Raw genomic sequence first — 19,074 nt, 5'->3', positions numbered from 1 at the left:
GCCTGAACATCTCAATTTTATCGGGATGGTCTTGTTGGTCAAACCCTCGTTCCCTCCACCCGCATAGCGGGTGGTTTTTTGTTTCGCACGCTTCGCGAGCTCAACTGGCTAAAGCCTAAAACAAAAACACGCCGTGTCCGGCGTGTTTCCTCTTTCTTATGCGCAATTATTCCCGCAGCGTTTTCAGCGCGCCGCTCCAGGCGATGACCTGATCCAGCATCGTATTCAAAACCCCTTCCTGATGCGGCGCCGGTTTGAACACGGTATAGTTTTCGAAATCGCCATGAAAAGTCAATCCTACCTGCGCGCGGACGACGGCCAGCATGAGCTCGCCGGCGATGAGGCGCAGGTTTTCCGCGGCCCGCACGCCGCCGCCGCCGTAACCGACGATGCCGGCCGCTTTGTTGTTCCATTCGTAATATAAATAATCGATGGCGTTTTTGAGCGCTCCCGAAATGGCATGGTTATATTCCGGAGCAAGGAAAACGTAGCCGTCAAACGATTTGATTTTTTCCGACCAAGCGATCGTATGGGGTTTCGTGTATTGGCCCGATGCCGCCCCCATCGGCTCATCCAGCAGCGGCAGGTTATAATCGGCAATGTCGACGATTTCGAACCTGGCGTCCTCCCGCCGTTTGGCGATGTCGTACGCCCAATCCGCTACGGCCTTTCCGTGGCGCCCCGGGCGCGTGCTTCCGATAATGATGGCAATGTTCAACATGTGTTTTTCCTCCCTGTTTTTATTGGATAATGGTTCTAAATACATAGGTGAATCGCGTCATTGGAGCCTGTTATGCCTTTCCCTGCGGCTGTGCTGCCGGCGCACCTGCCGGCTTGATGCCGGAGCGGCTCTCCCTTTTCGAATACCAATGACCTGCGATCAGCAGCACGGCATGCGCGGCCGCAAGCACCAGGAATATATTCGAATAGATATATCCCCCGCCGCCGGTGCCGAAGCTCAGCGGATTCCAGACGCGGCTTGAGCCCAGGTCCATGAATTTGCCGTTAATGGCTACGGCGACGCTCCCCGAGATGAAATTCATCATGGAAAACATGCCCATGCCGACGCCCGTTTGCGACTTGGGAAGCGTTTTGGACGCCGAGCTGGCGAGCGCAATGTTCATGAAGGTTTGGCCGACGTTGCCCAGCACCAAAATCAGGGCGATGGCCGCCGGCGGTGCCCCCGTGAAGACCGACATCAAGGCAAAGCAGGACAGCAGCAGGACGGAGGCGATATGGAACACGAACGACACGCCCCGCGTATCGGCAAGTTTGCCTCCCTTTTTCCCCAGCAGCGCCGAGCATAAGGCTGCAGGCACAAGGGCGAGCCCGATCCATCCGGACGACAGCCGCTGCTCTTCCGCCAGCAGCAGCGGGCTCAAAAAGATCAGCGAATATGAAATGCCCGTCATCAGGAAGGTGCCAGCCGAGTAAACCATGTAGCTTTTATTCTTTAAAAGCTGCGGCTGAATGAAAGGCGCCTCAGCCGATTTGATCCGGAGCCCGAACAGGGTAAACGCGGCGGCGCCTCCTGCCATAAGCAGCCACGAATCTTCCGACAAGCCGAACAGCAGCATGCCTACTCCCGCGCCGAGCAGAATGGCTCCCGGCCAATCGACCCCTGCCGCCGTTCCCGGCTCGTCGTTCAAATATTTGCGGTACCAGGGCAACAAAAGCAGCGTCAGCAGCGGGATGCAAAACAGCCAGCGCCAGTCCGCCACGCTGGACACGAGCGCCGATACGACCGGGCTCAGCGCATTGCCGATCGCCAGCCCTACCGCCGACATGCCCATGGCCGTTCCCCTTTTTTCCACGGGGAAATATCGGACGGGGATCAGCGTCGCCGTTGCCGGGATGACGGCCGCCCCTGCCGCCTGAAGCGCCCTGCCGAATATGACCATGCCGAATGTCGCGGAACAGAGCCCCAGCACGGAACCGGCGGCGAACACGAGCAGGCCTGCCGTAAGCAGCTGCTTCAGCCGGTACCGGTCCGCCAGCTTGCCGTAAATCACCGTCCCGATCGCATAAATGAGCGTATAGACGGACGTCATCCAGCTGACCTGCGAAAGGGTCAAATGGAACTGCTCCCGGATTTGCGGAAGCACGATGTTGAACATCCCCGCGCTCATGACGGATATGATCAAGGTGCAGGCCAATAAACGGATCAGCTTCATGGCCTGGTTTTGCCGGGCTTCTTCCTCCATATCTCTCATCCTCCTCCAAAAGTGTCCGTCAGTGCTTACTGACATGTACAGCAAAAGAAAAACGTCGTGAAGACGTAGTTCTAGGTTTCCGAACGGTTGGAACCCGATCATCCCATTGCCCCGAAAAAACATACGGTGGGACCTCTTTCCGCAAATCCGTTCCGCGAGCGGGACCATGCCCGGGAAGGCCGCGCGAAAAGGTCACGGGGTCAACGCTTTCGCAAAAATATGGACGCTTTCCTCGATAAACGCATCCAGCGTTATGCCGGGGAAGTTTTCGTCTTTTTCCAGCTCATTCAAAAATGCGCCGAAATGCATCATCAAAAAGGACATCGCCTGAAGCTCCGGATTCGTCCGGACCAGCTTCCCCTTTTCGGACATGGCCACGAAATATTGCGTCAAAAACTCCATCAGCCGCCGCGGGTGCTGCTGCGTTTGCTGCCGGATTCCCGGAAGATGCGCTTCGTCCTTGATGCTGATCCAAATCATTTTCCGGTTGCGGCTCATCATCTCGTGGTATGTCCGCGCAATGAGCAGCAGATCGGCGTGCAAATTCCACGTAATCTTCTCTTGAAACAGCTTCGACATTTCCCCGGAATAATGGAAACGTTCAAAAGCTTCGTCGACCAGGTTCCGCTTGGAGCCGAAATGGCGAAACAGCGTTTTTTCGCTGACGCCGGCGGCCGCGGCGATTTCTTGGGTGGTCACCCCTTTATATCCCTTTTCCGCAATCAGTTCGATGGCGGAAAGCAGCATTTTGTCCCGGTTGCACAGTGCGTTTTCCAATGTCGCTTCATCTCCTTCAGCCATCGTGACAGTGCGTACTGACAGTCATAGTCTATCCCAAGATGTTCCAAGTGTCAATGGCCATAAAAAAAGCCCCGCCTATTTTCCTTGCATCAAGGATCATTTGCGGGGACAAATCGATTGCCGGCTTCGAAACCGGCTTCGTTGTTTAGTTCGGCAAAACGGGCCTCTCCTGCATGAAATCGCCGTATTCCTCCATCCAGCGCTGCAGTTCTTCCGCCAGCCGCCGGATGTGCGGGGCATTCGCGGGGTCGCCTGAAACGTCGTTCGTTTCCCAAGGGTCGGCCTCCAAATCGAACAGCTGGATCCGGTCCGTTCCGGTATCGGTCACCGGCGAACGGTAATAGCGGATAAGCTTCCATTTGCTGTCCTTGGCCATCCGCTGCACATCGCGGTATGCCGTGCAGACTACAGGACGGAGACGCTCCCGGCCTTCGAGCAGGGGAACCAGGCTCACCCCGCCCGCACCGGCAGGCATCCGGAGCCCGCATAGCTCCGCCAGCGTCGGAAACATGTCGATGTTGCTGGCCAGCGCCGGAATCCGCCGTCCTTGCGGAACGCCCGGTCCCCGCAGAATGAACGGAATCCGAATGCTGTGGTCATAAACGTTCTGCTTGCCCATCAACCCGTGCTGGCCGATCGACAAGCCGTGATCCGCCGTATACACGATGATCGTATCCTCGTAGATCCCTTTGTCCTTCAGCGCGGAGACGACGCGCCCGATATGGGCGTCCATATGGGTGATCATCGCATAATAATCGGCGATATGGCGGCGGATTTCCGCTTCGTCCCGCGGGAGCCGCGCCAGCTTTTCGTCCCGCACCTCCATATCCCCCGCGTCAAACGGATGGCGCTCCAAGAAATTGGCGGGCAGCGGGATCGTCTCCGGATCGTACATTCCCGCATACGGCTCGGGCGCGGTACGGGGATCATGCGGGGCGGTATAAGCGAGATACAGATAAAAAGGCTGCTCGCGATCGTATTCCCGGATAAAATCGACGGCCGCGTTCGTAAACAGCTCGGTGGAGAACGTCTCGCAAACCTGTTCGCGTTCCTGCGGGTAGCTGCCTTCGGGATCAAACGGCTGAACCGGAACGCGGTCATGGTCGCTCATGCCGTAGAAAAACAGTTTGTCTCCCCCGGCGAAACTCCGGGCAAAGCTCCCCTTGTCGTTATGCCACTTGCCGACGGCATAGGTATGGTATCCGTCCGCCCGGAACGTTTGCGGCATCAGCGGAACGTCAGGGCGTATGTTCACGGAGTGCTCCCAGACGCTGACGTCGCTTCCGACCATCGAGCGGAAGATGGGCCGGCCCGTGTTGACGCAAGCCCGGCTCGGCGCACAGACCGCCCCCGTCAGTCCCCCGAAAATATGCATTCCTTCAAGCGCCGTGCCTTCTCCCGACAACGCGTCCAAGGTCGGCGTTTGGATGACGCCGTTGCCTGAAGACCGGATGGCTTCGTAACGGTGATCGTCGGAAATGATAAAAACGACGTTTGGTTTTTTCATGTTGCAGCATCCCTCCTTTTTGAAAAAGCGTCCTTCCGTTTTCAAAGCGTCATTAACGGTATCCTGCCGAGTCCACGGCAGCGCTTCGGTGTTCGTCCTACACTCCTCTGACCCGCAATAAAACGGTCTGAACATCCGCCGAATGAGGGCCGACCATAACGTCGAATTCGCCTTCCTCAACGGTTTCCTCCAAGTTCCTTCCCACGAAAGAAAGCTGCTCCGCTCCGATCTCGAACGTCACTTCCCGGGTTTCGCCCGGCGCAAGGAACACTTTGGCGAATCCCTTGAGCTCTTTTGCGGGCCGGGTTACCGAGCTGACTTTGTCGCCGATGTAAAGCTGCACGGTTTCGGCTCCTGCCCGGCCGCCTTTATTCGTTATGCAGACCGTTGCCCGGGTACTCCCGTTTGCCGCGATTTCGGAGTCCGAAAGGGACAACGGCCCGTATTCGAATTCGGTATAGCTGAGCCCGTACCCGAACGGATAGCTTGGTTTCGTATCGGTTTCAAGGTAACGTCTTCCGGTCGTTCTTTTTCCGTTGTAACGGACGGGCAGCTGGCCGACATCCTTCGGAATCGATACGGTCAGCCGGCCCGAAGGATTGGCATCGCCGAACAGCAGGTCGGCAAGGGCGCCCCCGCCTTCCTGGCCCGGATACCATGCTTCCAGGATCGCATCGGCGCGTTCGTCGATCCACGGCTCCGCAACCGGCCGTCCATTGATGTACACGACGACCAGCGGCTTGCCCAGCTTTGCGATTTCTTGCGCAAGCTCTCTTTGCACGCCCGACAGCGCAAGCGTGGCGCGGTCGATCCCTTCCCCGCAGTCCATGTCGCTGTGCGGGCTGTCCGTGACGATCGATGCGCCGGTGCGCAGGTCGATCGTGCCCTCCCCGAAATCGCGCGCGCTCGAACCGCCGAGCACCAGCACGACCACGTCGGCTTTTGCCGCCGTTTCGACCGCCGTGTCGAACCCTTCCCGGCTGTCATCCTTGATTCTGCATCCCGGCGCGTAAAGCACGCGCTCCGGCGCATGCGCCAACCGGTTCCGGACGCCGTCCAGAACGGTGGAGACGTTTTGCCGGGGCTGCGGGGACGTGTAATCCCCAAGCTGGTTGTACATGTTGTCCGCATTCGGTCCGATGACGGCGATTTTGCCGGCGCCATCCTTGCTTAACGGCAGCAGGCGATCCTTGTTTTTCAGCAGCACGATGCCTTCAAGAGCCGCCTGGCGGGCCAAAGCGGCATGTTCGCGGCTGCCGATGATCCGGGCCGCGCGCTCCGGGTCCACGTACGGCCGCTCGAACAATCCGAGCTCGAATTTGATGCGCAAAATGCGGGATACCGCCTCATCCAGGACCGCCATGTCCACGCGCCCGTTCAGCACCGCCTGCTCCAGATGGGCCCGGAACATGTCCCCCGACATTTCCATGTCGACGCCGGCCTTCAGCGCGGCCGCGGCCGCTTCTTCCGGACTTGCCGCCGTATCATGTCCCCATACGAGCATGTTGATCGCCCCGCAGTCCGTGATGACGAACCCGTCGAAGCCCCACTGCTTCCGCAGCACGTCCGTCAGCAAATACGGATCCGACGTGCACGGGATGCCGTCGATTTCGTTGTACGCCGTCATGACCGACTTCGCTCCGGCCCGGACGGCCGCCCGAAACGGCTTCAAATCCACCTCGTGCAGCTCCCGAAGCCCCATATGCACCGGCGCGCTGTTGCGCCCGCCCTCGGAGCTGCCGTAGCCCGCAAAATGCTTCAGGGTAGCGACGACGCTGTCATCCGCGTCCAGGCGTTCCCCCTGCAGCCCCCTGACGGCCGCTTCCGCCATGGCCGAGGCCAGGTAAGGATCTTCCCCGTACGTTTCCTCGGTGCGGCCCCAGCGCGGATCGCGGACGACATCCAGCACCGGGGAATACGTCGCCGCCCCGCCCTGGCTGCGCGTCTCAAGCGCGATCGCCCGGCATACCCGCTCGTACAGCTCCAGGTTCCATGCGCTGGCCAGCGACAACGGAACCGGAAAGACGGTGGCCCCGATCGCCATATGGCCGTGGGAGCATTCCTCCCCGAACAGGATCGGGATGCCGAGCCGCGAATGCTCTATCGCGCAACGCTGGATGGCGTTCATCGTTTCCGCCCCCTCCCGCGGGGAGAGTCCCGTCTCCAGGGTGACCTCCGTCCACGGATCGGCGCGCAGCACGCCGTAAAGCGAACCGATTTTGCCTTGGGCCGCTTCCTCTTTAAACGACTCGGTCAACGTAATTTGCCCGCCGTTTCGTTCGTACACTTTCCAGCCGAACAGCTGCACGAGCTGCCCTACTTTTTCCTGCAGCGTCATCAAACCGAGCAGATGCTCCGTTCTGGCTTCGATGCTTAAAGATGCGTCTTTGTAATTCACCGGTCGTGCTCCTCCTCCGTGACATATCCGGTTTTCCCGGCATGCAATCGTTCGATGAAACAATAAAGGCAATAGCCAACCCCCGGCGAAAACGCCGGAGTTGTTGGCTATTGCGGCTTGGAACTTCAAGTTATTTTCCGGAGTTCCAGCGGTCGTATGCTCCCTGGTACAGCTCGACGATGCGGTCGGCCCCCATTTTCTTCAGCTGCGCCACGTAGCTGTCCCAATCGGACAGCGGCACTTGCCCGGTGACGAATTTCGCCTCCATCTGCTGCACGTACGTATCCAGGTCGGAGAACAATGCGGAAGCTTCCGACTGTTCCTCGTTCGTCAAGTATACGTTAGGGAACGGCGTTTTGCCGATCGGCACGAGTTTTTCGGCGTTTTCTTTATCGATCCAGGCGTCAAAGTCGGTCCGCAGCCCTTTCGTGACTTCCGGATCGTTGATGCCCGGCGTCAAAATGCCGAAGTTCGGCGTAATCGTTCCGCGGTATTCCTCGCGGTCGCCGCCGCCCGGAACCGGCAGCCATTCCTTGACGTGGTTTTCCTTGTCTTTATATTTCCACAGCGTGCCTTCAGGTCCCTGGTTGAAGAGCGTGGAACCTTCATAGCCGTACAGGTAGTCGATCCAGCGCATGGTCGCTTCCGGATTCGGGTTTTTGTTCGTGATCGCAAAGGTGCCGTTGGCGGACATGCCCGGATGTTTGCCGTAGACCGGCGTGCCCGGAATTTCGCTTTTCACCGGCGTCATGAGCGGGTTGTCCCCGCTTGGCTCGCCGCCGAGCGTAAAGTAAGGATAATAGTCGTTAAACAATGCGATTCGGTTGTCCTGCCCTTTCGCCTTTTTCTGGTCAGGCGTTTGCGAGAACGTTTCGTGGTCCAGCAGGTCTTCCTTCCACAGCTTGTTCATGAACGTCAAATATCCTTTGTAGCCTTCTTCCTGTGGAGAATAATGCACTTTCCCGTCTTTGTCGGCGTAAATTTTTTCGTCGTACATGCCCCAGAAGCCGAAGAAGTACATGCGCAGGTCGTCCAGCTTGACGGAAGTCAGCGGAATTTCATCCTTTTTGCCGTTGCCGTTCGGGTCCTCCTCCTTGACGCGTTTCAGGAACGCGTACAGCTCGTCGGTCGTCTTCGGCAGTTCGGTGACGTTCAAGGCTTTCAGGAATTTGCCGTTGTACCACATCGGGCTGCGGTACCAAACGGCGGCCGTATCGATGAACGGAAGCGCATACATATGTCCGTCCGGCGTCGTGAAGGATTTGCGCACGTCCGGATGCTCGTCGAGTATTTTTTTAATGTTGGGCGCGTATCCTTCGTCGATGTATTTTTCAAGCGGCAGCAGGATGCCCTGCGTACCGTAGGTTACCTGCTCCGACGGCTTCAGGTCGGCGGCGTACAGCATATCCGGCAGATCGCCGCTCGCGAACATCAGGTTTTTCTTCGTGGCGAAGCTGTCGATCGGCGAAAGCTGGGGCTCCAGGTGAATGCCGGTCAGTTTCTCCATTTCTTTCAAGACGGGCATCTGGTTCCAGTCCGCTTTCCCCGCATCCTGGGACATCACCTTGAGCGTAATCGGTTTGTCAACGATCGGGAAGCCTTCTTTTTTGACGCCTTCGGCCGCTGACGGGGACGCTGAGCCTTTTTCTCCCGCTCCTTCTTTGGAACCGCACGCCGCCAACAGGCTGACGGACACCGCGAGGCAGAGCGCAATGGATGAAGCCTTGCGAATCTTGTTCATGACAACAACTCCCTTTTTCAATGTAAGTTATTGATATATGGCAAGATCAGCCCTTGACGGAACCGATCATGACACCTTGCACGAAATAACGCTGAAGGAAAGGATAAATGACGATGACCGGCACGGTGGCCACGATGATGACCGCGTATTTCACCAGCGCGGCAATCTCGGCTTTGCTGTTCATCGCCGCGGCCGTCGAGGCGTCGATCGCCCCGCCGCCCTGGGCCGCCATCTCCTGCAACACGAGGATTTGGCGCAGGACGAGCTGCAGCGGATATTTGGCCGAATCGTTCAAATAAATAAGCGCCGAGAAATAGCTGTTCCAGTTGCCCACGCCGTAAAACAGCGCCATGACCGCAATGATCGGCATCGACAGCGGCAGGATGATCTTCACGAACAGCCGCATGTTGGTACAGCCGTCGATTTGCGCGGCCTCCTGCAGCTCCTTCGGAATCGAGCTCTGGAAAAACGTGCGGGACACGATGATGTTCCAAATCGATGCCGCAGACGGAATGACGATCGCCCACATCGTGTTGATCATGCCGAGCTGCTTCACCAGCAGGTAGGTCGGTACCAGCCCGCCGCCGAAAAACATCGTCACCATGAACATGCCCATAAAGAAGTTGCGGCCGACGAAATCCCTGCGGCTCAGCGCATAAGCTGCCGGCAGCGTAACCACTAGGTTGATGGCGGTCCCTACCGCCGTATATAAAATAGTGTTCGCGTATCCGTTCCAAATGTTCGAATTTTCAAACACCCGTTTGTAGCCTTCAAAAGTGATGCCTTTCGGCCACAGCCACATTTCCCCGGAACCGACGAACTTCGGATCGCTGATCGATGCGCTGATCATATACACCAGCGGATAAAACACGATCGCAAAGGCCAAAAAAACGTAAATGTAGTTGCAGACGAGAAACGCCTTGTCGCGTTTGGTTTCTTTTACGCCCGAAAGCATCCGCGCATCCTCCTTTCTACCACAAGCTGTTTTCGCTCGTCCGGCGCACGATTTGATTCACGACGATCAGCAGCACGCAGTTGATCACGGAATTAAACAAGCCGATGGCCGTCGAGAAGCTGTATTGGGCATCCACGAGCCCCGAACGGTACACGAACGTCGAGATGACGTCGGAAGAACTCATGTTGAGCGGATTTTGCAAAAGCAGTATCTTTTCGAAGCCGACCCCAAGCAAACTTCCCATATTGAGAATCAGCAGGATCGTCATCGTCGGGATGAGCGTCGGGATGTTGATATGGCGGATGCGCTGAAACCGCGAAGCCCCGTCGATGATCGCCGCTTCGTGAAGCCCCGGGTCCACGCCGGAAAGCGCTGCCAAATAAATGATCGTGCCCCAACCCGCGCTTTGCCACACGCCCGATAACACGTACATCGTTTTGAACCATCTCGGATCCGTCAAAAAGTCAGGCGCTTGAAGGCCGAGCCCTTCAATGACATGAACGACGATGCCCGTCGAAGGGGACAGGAACGAGATGATCATCCCGGCCATGACGACGACCGAAATGAAATGCGGCGCGTACGTGACCGTTTGGGCCAGCTTTTTGAAAAAGCCGTTTCTGACCTCGTTAAACGCAAGCGCCAGAATGATCGGAATCGGAAATCCGACGGCGAGTTCGTACAAGCTGATGCTCAGCGTGTTCCACAACAAATCCCAAAAATAATACGAATGGAAAAAACGAATGAAATGGTCGAATCCGACCCACGGGCTGCCCGTGATCCCTTTGGTGGGAATGAAGTTTTTGAACGCGATTTGGATGCCGTACATCGGCCCGTAGGAGAAAATGAGAAAGTACAGAAACGCCGGCGCGATAAAGATGTACAATTCCCAGTTCTGGACGATTCTTTTCCAGACGCCTTTGCCGGATGTTTTGCGTTTCGGTACCGCTCCCAGCGGGATGGCCGTTTTCGTATCCTGCATAGAACCACTCCCTCATCCACTGATGAACGTTTTGGCTGCCCGCTCCTTCCCGGACTACATGCCCCGGCGGGCTGACAGCGCTTACAACCCCAAAGATATCCGACCCCGCGGGACTCGTAAATATGCCATTTTTGCAAAGGGGCAAAAACGCGCTCCGCTCCTAAATTCGTGCCGGACTCCAAACGTCGTTGTCAGGCGTAAATATGTCATTTTTGCTTGGATTTACGCCCTTTTGAGCTCCCGACCGCAAAAATGACAATGGGCGCACAACCCTTGACAGCGCCCCGTTTAAGCTGACATCAAAAACGCCATGTATACGCTTACAGGCGTATGACGGTTTTTTTATTGACGCTTAAGGAAGATAGATCGTCCCGGATCGAAACGGGGCCCCTGCCTTGCTCCTGATCCTGACCGGCGCAAAAAAGACACGCCGTTTCCGGCGTGTCTTCGCCCGGGCTTCCGACCCGATATCGGACCGATCAGACACGGTCACTGATCCGCTTGGATCGTCCCTTATTTCAGCACGCTGCCGCCATATAAAAAGCGGTACTTCCAGGAGTTCGTAAAGTCCGTCACCACGACGCCGCCCGCCTTTTGCGAATAGGTGTGCAGAAGCTTGCCGTTCCCCAGGTACATCGCGACATGCGTGATCCGCTGGCTGGATTTATCGATGCCTTGGTACGCCGCGCTGCTGGAGCCTCTGTAGCTCATGAAAAAGAGGATGTCGCCGCGCTTCAGGCCGCCCACGTCATAAACCGGCGTGCTTTTTTCTTTGATCCAGGCTCCCTGCTGGCGGGAATCGGCAGGAAGCACCAGTCCGGCCCCTTCCTTGAAAATTTGGCGGAGGAAATCGGAGCAGTCGAAGGTCGTCGTCGTATTCCGGTTGGAGCCGAATTCATACGGCGTGCCCAAATATTTCATGCCCGTCTGGATGACCTTCTCGATGGCTGCCGATGCGTTCTGGGAAGGTTTCGGCGCCGCCGTGTTTCCATCCGGTTTCGACGGTCCCGCCGAACCTGCGGCCACTTGGATGTACTTGCCGGAAGCGCTGGTGTAACCGACCTCGCCGGACGACGTTTTGACCTTGTAATAATACGGCGTGCTTTGGGCCAAAATCGTCACCCGCTCCCCGCGCTTCAAATAACCGAGAACATGGCTGGAGAGGGAAGGCTTGTCCCTTAATCGGACCGAAGCTTGAACCAAGCCGGTCTGAACCTTGGCTGCCGATTGGACTACGGCCGAAGCCTCCGCCGCATGGGATGGGGTTGGAAGCAGGAAAGCTGCCGAGATTGCGGCCGATACCGCAAAACAGCCGAGAATGCTTTTCTTGATGTTGATCATGTTGTTTCCTCCTTGAAAAGATTACATTTTTGTAACATTTAGGTTATAACGTTGCCTCAGGCATTGTTTGCGTTGTACTGTTCACCATTATGTCAGAGCTTGGACGTTGGAACATGGTCAATATTTCACAAAAAATGACGCCAAATTATGGTTAAATATAGGTCGTAAGTCCTTTTTTCTCCTTGAAAATGGTTTCACAGGAATAATTACGATTTTGTAAACATAAAAAAACGGCGCCACGATCCGTTGACCGTAAACGCCGTTTGTCGTCGCTGACCGCATAGGCCGCCAACAACAAGGCAAAAGCTTTTATTCATCTCTTCCTTCGTAACGGAAATGGGAAAAATCGGCGTGTATGCCTTGGAACTGCTGCATATCGTGGACCGCAATCCCTATAAAGTTCCCCGTAAAACCTCCGCTCAGGAAGCCGATGTCGGTCGCCCCATGCAGCGGCTGCCAATCTTCTTCGCCGGCACCGGCCCGGTAATAAAACCGCGCATTCGTGCCCTCCGCTTCCACCGACAGCTGGACCGACTCGTCCGGAACCGGAACAAGTACCGGCAAAAGGGCGAATTCGTCCGCCGCGCAGCGCATCATCCGCAGCACCTTCCCCTGTCCTTCTTCATGGGTGGCATAAGCGTACAAATAATTGTCTTCATTAAGGTATAGCATCAGCCCGGCCATTTGCAAATAACTTTCCGGCGCAAATTCGAACGCGGTTTCGGCGCGAAAACGGACGTCGGTTTGCCGGATCGCCACCATATGCTGGCGGAACAGGCTTTGCGGAGACTCCCCGGCGCGGATCCGCAGATATCCGGGGCGCTCGCGCTGGGAACACCAGCTTTCATCCGCCAGGATCCGAAGGGTATTCCACGTTTTGTTCAACCGCTCGCCATCAAAAGCGTCCTCAAAAATATGCCGTTCCGTCCGCTCCGGCACCTTCACGCCTTGGGGAGCCGGCACCTCCGTGCGCGGCGCGCTGCCGCCTCCGGTCAGGCGCAGCCAGCCTGCGTCGTCCCAATACACTTGCTGAAGCGCGGTTTCCCGTCCCAAAATGGCGTATTGGCCTTCGACCGGACGCGTGCATAGATGGGCCATGTACCATTCGCCTGCGGGCGTCTGCACGAGGCTGCCGTGCCCTGCGCATTGCAGCGCCAGCTCCGGCCGCTCGCGCGAGGTCAGCATCGGATTGAGCGGGTCCACTTCGTATGGGCCGAGCAATTCCTTCGACCGCGCCACCGTCACCGCGTGTCCGGCCCCCGTTCCGCCTTCGGCCGTAATCAGGTAATAATATCCGCCTCGTTTGTAAATGTGGGGCGCTTCCGTCTTTTTCAGCCAGGTGCAGTCGAACAGCTTATGCGGTTTGCCCACAAGCCGCCGCTGCCCGGGATCATATTCCTGAATGACGATGCCGCTCGATTTGTTTCCTTCCGTGATGCGGTAATCCCATAAGGCGTTGAGCAGCCATTTCCGCCCGTCCTCGTCGTGGAACAACGAAGGATCGAAGCCGCTGCTGTTCAGGTACACCGGTTCGGACCAAGGCCCTTCGAGCGAGCTTGCGGTGATCAAATAGTTATGCGCATCCTTAAACGGGCGTTTCGTGCTTTTCACGTCGGTGTACAACAGGTAAAAAAGGCCGTCGCTGTAGCTGAGCTGCGGCGCCCAGATGCTGCAGTTTTTCGGATTGCCCCGCAAGTCGACCTGGTCCGTAAGCAGGTCGGTGAAATGCTCCCAGGAGGCCAAATCCCGGGACCGGTACACCCTGATCCCCGGAAGCCATTCAAAAGAAGATACCGCGATATAATACATGTCGTCCACGCGCAAAATGCACGGGTCCGGATTAAATCCTTTCAAAATCGGATTTTTGATCACGCCTCTTTCCGTCGTTACTGCCATGTTCCGTTCTCTCCTCCCTGAATCCAGAAATCCGTGCCTAGGAACACGTCTTTTTTATCCGGGGCCGCATCAAGCGAACCGGTGCACAACGCCCATGGCACCCGCCGCTCCCGCAGCGTTTTGGCGTCATGAACCCCGAATTCCCGGTAGCGGACCGTCGTTTCGTTGGCGGGATTGTCCCAGTTATGCCAGCCTTCGGGAACGATATGCCCGCCCAGCTTGCAGCTGACGAAATCCGTTTTGGCATGCGCCCTCCACGGACGGCCCAGATACACGCCCGTCACCCCGGGTTCCGCCGTCAACGCGCAATCCCGGAACACGTAGCCGTGCTCCGCTCCCGGCGGCGTCGAAGCCGCCGTCACGTACCCCCGGCTCCCCCGCTTCGCATGGGCCAAGCTGCGAATCTCGCACCGCTCGAAAAAGGCGGTCGCTCCGCCGAAAATAAAATCGACGGTGCCTTCGATCCGGCAGTACTGGTACAGCTGGCGGCAGCGGTCATGGCGCTCTTTTAACGGGATGCCGCCAAAGGAGCCCCCATGCTTGGGCGCCGGGGGCAGCGGCCCGGTAAACAGCGTATCCTGATGGCCTTTGAAGGTGCAGTGCCGGAACACGGCTTCGTCGCAATAGGCGGATACCGCAACGGCCTGCCCGATGCCGTCTCCCTGCCCCGCCGCATTGGTTACGATGAGATTTTCCAGCAGCAGCCGCCTGCCGCCCAAAAACAAGGTCGGCGTCGCAAAGGTTCCGATCTCTTCTCCCGTTTCGCCCCATTGTTTGGCGTAACGGTTCATCGTCAGCTCCACGCGCCCGATGCCGACGATGCGCAGGTTCGAGCGGTAAATCCGGACCGCCTCCTCATAGACGCCGGACAGGATGTACAGCGTCTCCTGCCGCTCGCCAGGCATCCGTTCCAGCGCGTCTACCGCTTCCCGGATCGTATGAAAATCGCAAAAGCTCTCTTTTCCAACCAGCATGCCGCATGGCCGTCCTTTCTTTGGGCCTTTTCAACGAGCGCTTCTGCCGTTGTCCCCGTCTTCCGGCAAAGCCGTCCGTCCTACGTTTCGGTTTCGCTAAGTTCCGGCTCCGGCGGTGCCGCCGTGACCTGCTCCACCAGCTTTTCCGGCTTGCGGGTGTTTCGCGAGCGGCAGCCGGACACCTCGACGTTGTCCCCGTTTTCGATATAAAACGCCGGACCTTCGTGATTTTCGACCGTCACGTGGCGGAACTGCACGTCCCGGACGTTGCCCAGGTAAAAGCCCCGGTTGTTCATGTCCTCGATTCCCGCCATCATGGCCGGCTTGCCCGGAATGGCCTGTTCAGCCATTGAAACGTCGATATCCGTGAAGGTCACCTCGGAAACGTAACGCTCGGCCAAACCGTACAGGAAACCGGCTGCCGCATGGACGTTCCGTGCCGTAATGTTCGCAAAATGGATCCGCCGGAACGTCGGCGTTTCCTCCGTTACCGGGTAAGGACGCTTATCCCACACGTATTTGTCCTTGCCGCGCGGACCGCAGAAATAATACAGGTTCATGATAAACGGGCATATGACGTCTTCCATCACGATATTGCTCACCCGGACGTCCTCGACGGTCCCGCCGCGGCCCCGTCTCGACTTGAGGCGGATGCCGCGGTCGGTCTGCTTGAAGATGCAGTTCGTGATGGCGACGTTCCGAATGTCCCCGCTCATTTCGCTCCCCAACACCACCCCGCCATGGCCGTGGATCATCGTGCAGTTTGCGATCGCGATGTTTTCGCACGGAACGCGCTCCTTCGTGTCTTCGGTTCCGGATTTGATGGCGATGCAGTCGTCCCCGACGTCGATATGGCAGTTGCTGATGCGCACGTTGCTGCAGGATTCCGGATCGATGCCGTCGGTGTTCGGCGAATCGGCCGGATTCCAGATCGAAACGTTGTCGATCGTTACGTCGTTGCAGCGGATCGGGTTGATCGTCCAGCTGGGGGAATTCCGCAGCATGACGTCCTTGATCGTCACCCGGGAGCAGCCGTCGAAGCTGATCAGCTTGGGCCGCGGGTATTCAAGCTCCTGCCGCCGGTTGCGGAACAGATCCCACCACGCCTGGCCGTTGCCTTCCAGCGTCCCGCTGCCGGTGATCGATACGTTGACGAGGTCTTTGCCGAAAATGCAGGAGGCGTGGACCTGGCGCCGGACGCCTTCCCAGCGGGATTCCACGGCAGGATAATCGCCCGGATCGGTCGTGAAGGAAAGCACCGCCCCCGGGCTCAGACGCAGCTCGATATGATCCTTCAGAAAAATCGCTCCCGTGCGGAAGGTTCCCGCCGGCACGTATACGGTGCCGCCGCCGGCCGCGCTTGCCGCGGCGATGGCGGCGCGGATCGCCTCCGTCGACGGCTCCGGGCTGTTGCGGTGCGCGCCGTAGTCGATAATGTTGTGCATGTGCATGTCAGCTCCTCTCGTTGTGCTGAAGCTTCGGCGGCCGGATGCCGCCGGTTCAGCCACTTCCATGCGGCGATCACGCCTCCGCGCGAGGCAGCGCTTCGTATTCGGCGCAGGCCTGCAAAAACGCGCCCAGTCCTTTTTGGTCGTTCGTCACGATCGGCTCGCTGATGTAATAAGCGTACGTGCCGTCCCGCTTGTCGGCGCCGCCGAGGCCTGCGACCTGGCAGTTTTTGTTCAGGTTGACCCAGCCTTCCTTCGTTTCCAGCACGAATTCGGCGATCAGCCCCCGGTACGCTTGATCGAGCGTCTCCCTCCAGCCGTCGTCCAGCACGCCCAGACGGATGCCTTTGGCCATGGCATACGTGAACATGCTGGAAGCCGACGCTTCCAAATAATTGCCCTTGCGGCCCCCCTGGTCCACCACCTGGTACCATACGCCGCTTTCGGAATCCTGGAATTTGCGGATGGCCGCCAGCGTATCGTTCAGGATGCGGACAAGCTCCTGATAATCGGCATGCTGCACCGGCAGCAGGGCGAGCACATCGACCAGCGCCATGACGAACCAGCCCAAGGAACGGCCCCAGAAGTTTGCGGACAGCCCCGTCTCCGGATCGCACCAAGGCTGCACCCTTTTTTCGTCCCATGCATGGAACAGGAGGCCCGTTTTCGCATCTTTCGTATGCCGCTCGCAAAGGATGAACTGCTTCGTGACGTCGCCGAGGCCTTCCCCGTCCTCGAACGCAAGCAAATATTCGAGATAAAAAGGGGAGCCCATGTACAACCCGTCGAGCCAGATTTGATAAGGATAGATTTGCTTGTGCCAGAACGCGCCTTCGGACGTCCGCGGATGCGAGCGCAGCTGATTTCGGAGGAGCTCCGCCGCTTTTTTGTATTTATCCTGCTTCGTTTCGGCATGCAGGACGAACAGCAGCTTTCCGTTGTTGATATGGTCGATGTTGTATTCGTCCAGGCGGTACCCCCGGATCGTGCCGTCTTCCTGAATGAAATCGTCCATGTTGTCCTGAATGAATCGATAATACGCACGGTCGCCGGTTTGGCGCCAAAGCAGCTCGAACCCTTTTAGCACCACGCCGTAATCGTATGACCATTTGCCCCCGTAACCTTTGTCTTCATGCAGCTTCGGCGTTCGTTCCATGATCGATTTTGCCGTACGCGCGGCCCAGCTCGTATGTTCCATGATGACCTCCTGCGGAATAAACAGGTCCTAACCCCGGGTTAGGCGGATAGGACCCTATTTTTGTTATGGTTTTCATTCGTTACTTTTTGGCGGCTTTGTAAGCTTCTTCGTATTCGGCGATGATTTTGCTGCCGCCGGATTTTTTCCAGTTCTCGACGGCGTCCTTGAACCCGTTCAGGTCGATTTTGCCGAGAATGTATTTGTAAGTGGCGTCGGTGATGATTTTTTGCAGCTCGGAGCCCTGCGTCGAATAGGTTTCCGATTCGAGCGAATAAGCCGGGTTCAGCACCGCGTATTTTGCGTTTTCCTTGATCAGCTTGTCGGATTCGGCCTTCAGCGGATCGGAGTCGTGGATTTTGTAGCCGGTTTCGTTCGGCCGGGAAGACGCAAACGGCTGCACTTCCTGCTGCCACAAATCCTGGTTGATGATCGTAGCCGCATCGTTTTCGTCCACTTTGTAGTGAACGTCTTTGATGCCGTACGTCATCAGGGCGTACATATCGTCATCCATCAAGTCGTTGACGAATTTCAGCACCCGCTTCAGCTCCGCTTCGTCCTTCACTTCCGATTTCGGGAAGGCCAGCAGGCCGCCGATGCCGTTGTTGCCCGCCCAAATATGGCGCTCGGATTCGCTGCCGGTCGGCGTAATGTTGTTGGCGAGCACGAGCTCCATGTTGTCCTGGACGCCTTTGGCCATGTTTTTCAGGTTTTTGCTGTCAAACAACGCTCCCACGTAGATGCCGGCTTTGCCCTGCGCGAATTTTTGCTGCTGGTCGGTTTTCGCCGTCACGGCAAAGTCCTGGTTGATGTAGCCGTTGTCGTACAGCTTTTTCATGTAATCCATCGTTTTGACGTATTCTTCGGTATCGAATTCCGGCGTCATTTTGCCGTCTTCGCTCACTTTCCAGTAGTTCGGAACGCCCATGTAGGAGCCGAGCGTTTTGAATGCGCCGTACACGAGGTCGCTGCGGTCCATGAAGCCGGTCGTATCGTTTTTGCCGTTGCCGTCGGGATCTTTTTCGGTAAACGCTTTCGCGACTTCCATCAGCTCATCCAGCGTTTTCGGCACGGGCAGTCCGACCTTATCCAGCCAGTCCTTCCGGATCACGACGCCGTTGCGGGCCAAATCCTTCTGGAACGGGATGCCGTACAACTTGCCGGCGATGGAAGCGGATCTGCGCGTATCCTCGGAAATTTTGGCCAGGTTCGGGAACTCGTTGAGATACGGCTCGACTTCCCAGAACATGCCCGATTTCAGCGCATTGCGGACGGAAGAGTTGTCAAGAATGGTCAAGGTGACGATGTCCGCCAGGGAATCCGAAGCCAGCGACGTGTTGATGCGTTCTTCTTTGGATGCGTCCGGGATCCAGGAGAATTTGACCTCGGCGTTCGTTTTTTCTTCGATCTTTTTAATGATCGTGTCCGTCGGCGGCGAAGCCGTATGCAAAATGTTCAGCCAGGTGATGCTTGTTTTCGCGTTTGCGTCGGAGCCGCTTCCGGTCGTCCCCCCCGCCGCTTTTTCTTTCTCGCCGCATGCCGTCAGCACCAGCGCGGAGCAGATCGCAAGCGCGGCCATTTTTTTGACCATTTTTTTCATCTTCATTTCCCCTTTTTCAAAAGATT

At 57.3% G+C, this 19,074-nt stretch carries 14 protein-coding genes; all 14 read right to left on the bottom strand.

Going from position 1 to position 19,074, the window contains the following annotated elements:
* Positions 1–166 precede the first annotated feature (166 nt).
* Positions 167–721 carry an NADPH-dependent FMN reductase gene (locus tag KI367_RS14135; RefSeq protein WP_036706513.1) on the bottom strand — a complete coding sequence of 185 codons (555 nt, stop codon included), beginning with the start codon at positions 719–721 and terminating at the stop codon, positions 167–169.
* Positions 722–791: 70 nt separating this feature from the next.
* Positions 792–2,204, bottom strand: coding sequence for an MFS transporter (locus tag KI367_RS14130; protein ID WP_212950408.1), 1,413 nt, complete (start codon positions 2,202–2,204; stop codon positions 792–794).
* 201 nt (positions 2,205–2,405) lie between these two features.
* Positions 2,406–2,960, bottom strand: coding sequence for a TetR/AcrR family transcriptional regulator (locus tag KI367_RS14125; RefSeq protein WP_246536920.1), 555 nt, complete (start codon positions 2,958–2,960; stop codon positions 2,406–2,408).
* Positions 2,961–3,159: 199 nt separating this feature from the next.
* On the bottom strand, positions 3,160–4,521 hold the full coding sequence (locus KI367_RS14120) for a sulfatase family protein (protein WP_212950406.1): 1,362 nt from the start codon (positions 4,519–4,521) through the stop codon (positions 3,160–3,162).
* 97 nt (positions 4,522–4,618) lie between these two features.
* Positions 4,619–6,919, bottom strand: a complete 2,301-nt coding sequence (locus KI367_RS14115; RefSeq protein WP_246536917.1) for a glycoside hydrolase family 3 N-terminal domain-containing protein — start codon at positions 6,917–6,919, stop codon at positions 4,619–4,621.
* Positions 6,920–7,049: 130 nt separating this feature from the next.
* Complete coding sequence (locus tag KI367_RS14110; protein WP_212950404.1) at positions 7,050–8,660, bottom strand: extracellular solute-binding protein; 1,611 nt, start codon at positions 8,658–8,660, stop codon at positions 7,050–7,052.
* A gap of 46 nt (positions 8,661–8,706) precedes the next feature.
* Positions 8,707–9,615, bottom strand: coding sequence for a carbohydrate ABC transporter permease (locus KI367_RS14105; protein WP_036706506.1), 909 nt, complete (start codon positions 9,613–9,615; stop codon positions 8,707–8,709).
* A gap of 16 nt (positions 9,616–9,631) precedes the next feature.
* Positions 9,632–10,594, bottom strand: a complete 963-nt coding sequence (locus KI367_RS14100) for an ABC transporter permease (protein WP_036706504.1) — start codon at positions 10,592–10,594, stop codon at positions 9,632–9,634.
* Positions 10,595–11,107: 513 nt separating this feature from the next.
* Positions 11,108–11,935, bottom strand: a complete 828-nt coding sequence (locus tag KI367_RS14095; RefSeq protein WP_212950402.1) for a C40 family peptidase — start codon at positions 11,933–11,935, stop codon at positions 11,108–11,110.
* Positions 11,936–12,244: 309 nt separating this feature from the next.
* Positions 12,245–13,831, bottom strand: coding sequence for a glycoside hydrolase family 43 protein (locus tag KI367_RS14090; RefSeq protein ID WP_212950400.1), 1,587 nt, complete (start codon positions 13,829–13,831; stop codon positions 12,245–12,247).
* The gene (locus KI367_RS14085; protein ID WP_212950398.1) at positions 13,822–14,805 is read right to left on the bottom strand and encodes a pectinesterase family protein; all 984 of its coding nucleotides are present in this window, start codon (positions 14,803–14,805) and stop codon (positions 13,822–13,824) included. Before KI367_RS14085 ends, KI367_RS14090 begins: the two co-directional genes overlap by 10 nt.
* 80 nt (positions 14,806–14,885) lie before the next feature.
* Complete coding sequence (locus KI367_RS14080; RefSeq protein WP_212950397.1) at positions 14,886–16,256, bottom strand: glycoside hydrolase family 28 protein; 1,371 nt, start codon at positions 16,254–16,256, stop codon at positions 14,886–14,888.
* A gap of 70 nt (positions 16,257–16,326) precedes the next feature.
* Positions 16,327–17,451 (bottom strand): glycoside hydrolase family 88/105 protein, encoded by a 1,125-nt coding sequence (locus tag KI367_RS14075; protein ID WP_212950395.1) that lies wholly within the window; start codon positions 17,449–17,451, stop codon positions 16,327–16,329.
* Positions 17,452–17,530: 79 nt separating this feature from the next.
* Complete coding sequence (locus KI367_RS14070; RefSeq protein ID WP_212950393.1) at positions 17,531–19,048, bottom strand: extracellular solute-binding protein; 1,518 nt, start codon at positions 19,046–19,048, stop codon at positions 17,531–17,533.
* Positions 19,049–19,074: the final 26 nt, after the last annotated feature.

The sequence above is a fragment of the Paenibacillus cookii genome, assembly GCF_018333375.1.
In the GTDB taxonomy this organism is placed as follows: Bacteria; Bacillota; Bacilli; order Paenibacillales; family Paenibacillaceae; genus Paenibacillus_AQ; species Paenibacillus_AQ cookii.
This window is presented reverse-complemented; position numbering and strand designations above follow the sequence as displayed.